This window comes from Oligoflexus sp., assembly GCF_035638955.1.
Taxonomy (GTDB): Bacteria; Bdellovibrionota_B; Oligoflexia; order Oligoflexales; family Oligoflexaceae; genus Oligoflexus.
This window is the reverse complement of the sequence record NZ_DASQYZ010000329.1, coordinates 1-4356: the sequence shown is the minus strand read 5'-3', so window position 1 is coordinate 4356 and position 4356 is coordinate 1. Positions and strand designations below refer to the sequence as shown.

Genomic DNA, 4356 nt, shown 5'->3' with positions numbered 1-4356 from the left:
GCTTTCAAGCTTCTTTGCCTTCGCCGATTCGGACATGATGAAACCTCATTTCCGCCACTTTTACTTCACTAAATTATCGGTAAAAGCTGTCTCGAACTTGCCTGGCACATAGGGGTTACGACTACATGGTTCAATGCGACTCTGATGGTCAACACCCTATTGAATATATCCCATTTCTTTTAAACAAAGCTCGGAACCAGCACTTGGATTTGACGATTGGATCCCGCTTCGTTCGCGGTGATGCATCAGAAACGAGAACAGGCAGAAGCAGCACGACAACCCTACGCGTTCTTGGCGGTCAGCTGGTGCGTCTTTGGTTACGCTTGTTCTTTCGAGGGCTGAACGTATCTGATCCAACAAGTGGATTCCGAGTCTATTCGAGTAGCGCTCTAGATTTACTAGCAACTGTTATGCCGGATGAATACCCTGAACCTGAATCTATAGCTCTCATACACATCCATGGACTATCTATTGGCGAAAGTAAGGTCATCATGAGTCCAAGGTATGGAGGAAAATCGTCTCTGACCGGAATGGCAAGCCAAGCACGCTTTATGCTAAAAGTTTTTCTGGCATTACTGGTACTGTTTTTAGGAGGGACTCCAAGAGGCAGACTTTTAGAGACTGCAGAGATGGCGAAAAAAAACAGGTACCAATTGCAGGCCAAACCCATGATTAAATATTATTGACCGCTGCATAACTAAAGACGCCAGACATGGCTCAACGGACTATGCCGGACGAATTGCTTTGCCAGTGGTCTGTCTCTTCGGATCTCGCATAAGTTCACTTTCGCATCGAGGAACAAACCTCGAACGTTGAGATGGCCTCGATTGCCATCGATTGTTCCTTAAGGTAGCTCCACAAATACTCTGTAGGGTTCAGTTCTCACTGTTACCCACAATTTTCATGCTTCGCGATGTTCCACATCGCTATACTTTCTTTGAGAGTTTCGAATCCTCTCCAAAGAATCATGGGTCCAGGCAGGTGATCAGATTTGCGATTCATAAAACCCCCAAGCTTCCCAAGCCAAACTACGGCGTTTCTTATAGTTGGCGGATCATTTGGGATTTCTTTTGTATGATGCTCGCGTCGGTATAGCGCTTGCCACTCTTCCTTCGACAGTATCTTTGAACAATCTTCATCTGGATGAATCAATGCAACTTTTGAAAGATACAAAATCTTAAATGCAACTACGCTCATTGTTGTGATGTATTTTATCAACCTATCCGCGCTTGAAAGCCTACAATTCTCAACAGCGCAGCCGGATTTAAGAATTCGAAAGTACTCTTCTATCCGCCACCTGAATCCATACCACTCTATTCGCTCGACAGCTTCATTCGCACATCCAACCGATACGTTTGTAAGTAGAATCCAGTCAATTGGATCTTCTCCTGATGGCGGATCTGTCTCCTTGGCACTCACAATATAGACGTGAACGTTTTGATTGATAGTGCGATCCTTACGTTGAGGGCCATACACTGCGTTGATGCGAATTGGAATGTTTCCGGAGGTGAATTTAACTTCAAGCTGAGCGTACCTGGACGATCGCCCTGTGTTTTTGGGAACATCAACTTCTATCTGACGTGCGACTGGTGTCGTCGCCAATTGCTTCGCAATATTTAACTCAACGCCATCCGCATTGGTTAGTCGGCGATTTTGCCGATTACGAACCAAAAATGATGTTTGATAGGATTCTGCCGCTAGCATAAATTCAAAGATGTCAGATTCACGATCACCGATAGTAATAATCTCGGTATCCGGTGGAGTCATTCGAATCGTTTCTTGCAGTGCTTCAATCCATTTGAAACTTTCTTTATCTTCAATTCTTGTTCTATACTGCCTTTGGCTCTTCTCTTCTTTTGTTTCATTTCGAGCATCCCTGGACCAGCACTTTTGGTATGAAAGTCCAAGAGGGGTACCATCGCTTGACAGAATTAGTGAGCTATGGAGCATCAAACCTTTTTTGTGCTTTTTGTATGCCTTCGAAATACTCCCGAGACCCTTAGTTTTCGTGTGAGAATCGAAATCGAGATATGATGTATCTTGAACGGCGAAAAGAATATTGTGGCTAGACATACGCTTGGCAGTTTCAATCTGATGTGACGCCAATATTTCGTCCGTAACCACTTTTTTGTTTGCGAAAAGTCGATAGGCTCCCTTTACGTCTTTCCACTCACCACAACTTTGTTTTATGGTGCCTGAACTTTTTCCTGCTAAGGAATGTACCGTCTGATAAAACCTCGAGTTGAGTCGTTCGTCTCCGAATTCGACATGCTGAAATTCTCGTTCAATCCAACTATTGCCCAGGTCTGGCAGCTCCCGTGTCCTTGCGAGCATAGGCCATCTCCATATTTTTTATAAAATACGGAGAAAGTCTATATTTTTAGGTCGCTTGTAACAAGATAAATATGGGTAACAGTGAGGGTTCAGTTCAGGGGCATATGCCGGAAGATAAATCACCGAAACCCTGTACTGCTTACTCAGGTATTTCATCATCTTTTTGGAGCGATGTGCCAGCAATCGATCCCATAAAATCCTTATTTGACCTTTTATGTTTTGCTTGAGCTGTTCGACGAAAGAGATACAGGCGTCGGTGTTGAAATTTTTTCCTTCAAGTAGTCGGAAAAAAATCCTTGCTCGCTTGAACCAAGGAGTCACGGCAATAGCGCCAATGGCGGAGACTTTTCGATAAGATCGAGTGACCTGCCGCACGATTGGGGTATGACCTTTGGGGGCCCAAGTCCGTTTCAAATTTGGTCCCATTTGTATTCCCTGTTTCGTCCGCAAATACTATGGTGGCCTTGGTTTTCTGGGCTTCTTTACTATCTTTTTCCATTCGAATTTTATGAAACGTTCGATCCCATCTTCATCCCGTCCGATGGCTCTTCGCTCCGGCTTTTGGGGTGTCCAACCCATTTCCTGCAAAATTCTTCCCATATGACTTGTGTGGAATGTCACACCAAAGTTTTTCTCGACCACTTGCACAACCCGCCTGTATGTCCAAAGATCGTTTGGAAATCCTGCGGCGAGGGGACCCTTCAACAAGATCCTCTCAAGCTTTACCAGCTGTTTTGAACCAAGGGCAGGTGGACGACCGCTGGCTGGAACTGCTGCAATACCTGCATCGCCCGCATCCCGGTAGTTTGCCAACCAACGTTGAATCGTTCGGATTGTGGCTCCAACGGCTTCAGCGGCTTCCGCAGTTGAATAATCATGCTCCATCACCAAAACAACTGCCCGGGCCCTACGACGTTCTAATTCTTCGGGTGTTCCGGAAGATCTCATGATTCACCTCGATCCCTGAGGTTGAATCGTATATATAAACTATAAAGCCAGGGGACAGGTCAATGGCGTTCGGTTAAGGGCTAAACAAAAAGGGCTGAGGATTTTCTCCTCAGCCCATTTTTGCACTTAATTATTGGGATTTTAAAAAAATCGCAGCCGTCTTAAATAGTTAGCAGACAAACAACATCTAACTCGGAGGCTGCGATGTTAGATATGGCCTATTTTATAGAGGAATTTAAAAAAAGAACTAAATGAGCAATGTTCCCAGTATGACAAACAATGGATTTGCCGCAAACGAGTCTTCAACTCTATGCTCTTGTTTTCTTCGATTGTTGCTCTGGTCCTTGAGGGAGCTGGCGTGAGCTATCGACTCTTGAAGGGCCTTATCCGTGTCCAAAATCTGATCTGCGGCTTCAACGCATTGTCGACCTTTGCACCTTCTTCCCTTTCTGACGCAAGAAAAAAACTTCCGCCCTATCTTTTTGTCGATCTTCCTCAGTGGATTTATCGCTTTCTTGCGACAAAGTTCAAACATGAGAAGTGGTTCGGACGTGATATTTTTGCAATGGACGCAACCAAGATCATACTGCCCAAACAGTTGGAAAAGGAAGGGTTTGATGACATGGGATCAGGTTGCTATTATCCGTTGGCGATGATCACAGGCTTATACGATGTAAGACTTGGCTTGGTATATGACTCAGTCGTGTCACAACATGCCGACGAACAGCTTGCAGCGGAAGCGCTTATCCCATCAATGAGAGATGGTTCGCTGGTCATTTTTGATCGTGGCTATTTCAGCTATAGGCTCATTCAAGTTCTTTCTGAGGCGAAAGTGGACTTCATCATAAGGCTCTCTAAAGCTTCAGCACCCGTTGAATTAAGGGAATTTTTCGAGAAGCAAAATCAGAACGATGAAATCGTTTCCATCTCGCCGAGTGAACCTTCAGAGCGGAAGATATTGCGGCAAGGAAGGCTCGTTAGGTACCTAAGCAAAAGTCTTTGATCACTTTGCAACTTGATAGTAGGGTCAACGGCGATCGGAGGGATTGCCAGTGGCCACAATTGAATTATCGC

The 4356-nt window shown here is 45.0% G+C and carries 5 protein-coding genes; 2 read left to right on the top strand and 3 right to left on the bottom strand.

The window, feature by feature from the left end:
• Positions 1 to 203 precede the first annotated feature (203 nt).
• Positions 204 to 686: a hypothetical protein gene (locus tag VE954_RS29515; protein WP_324959714.1), complete on the top strand. Its 483-nt coding sequence runs from the start codon at positions 204 to 206 to the stop codon at positions 684 to 686.
• A gap of 202 nt (positions 687 to 888) precedes the next feature.
• On the opposite strand, the gene VE954_RS29510 is transcribed toward VE954_RS29515, so the two are convergent.
• Genes VE954_RS29510 through VE954_RS44495 form a run of 3 tightly spaced genes read right to left on the bottom strand, consistent with a single transcriptional unit; the run spans position 889 to position 3219 of the window.
• Positions 889 to 2334: an IS4 family transposase gene (locus tag VE954_RS29510; RefSeq protein WP_324959712.1), complete on the bottom strand. Its 1446-nt coding sequence runs from the start codon at positions 2332 to 2334 to the stop codon at positions 889 to 891.
• A gap of 18 nt (positions 2335 to 2352) precedes the next feature.
• Positions 2353 to 2760: a transposase gene (locus tag VE954_RS29505; RefSeq protein ID WP_324959711.1), complete on the bottom strand. Its 408-nt coding sequence runs from the start codon at positions 2758 to 2760 to the stop codon at positions 2353 to 2355.
• Positions 2761 to 2787: 27 nt separating this feature from the next.
• The gene (locus VE954_RS44495; RefSeq protein WP_414699041.1) at positions 2788 to 3219 is read right to left on the bottom strand and encodes a winged helix-turn-helix domain-containing protein; all 432 of its coding nucleotides are present in this window, start codon (positions 3217 to 3219) and stop codon (positions 2788 to 2790) included.
• Between the two features lie 421 nt (positions 3220 to 3640).
• Between VE954_RS44495 and VE954_RS29495 the strand changes: the two genes are divergently transcribed.
• Positions 3641 to 4285 carry a transposase gene (locus VE954_RS29495; protein WP_324959707.1) on the top strand — a complete coding sequence of 215 codons (645 nt, stop codon included), beginning with the start codon at positions 3641 to 3643 and terminating at the stop codon, positions 4283 to 4285.
• Positions 4286 to 4356 lie beyond the last annotated feature (71 nt).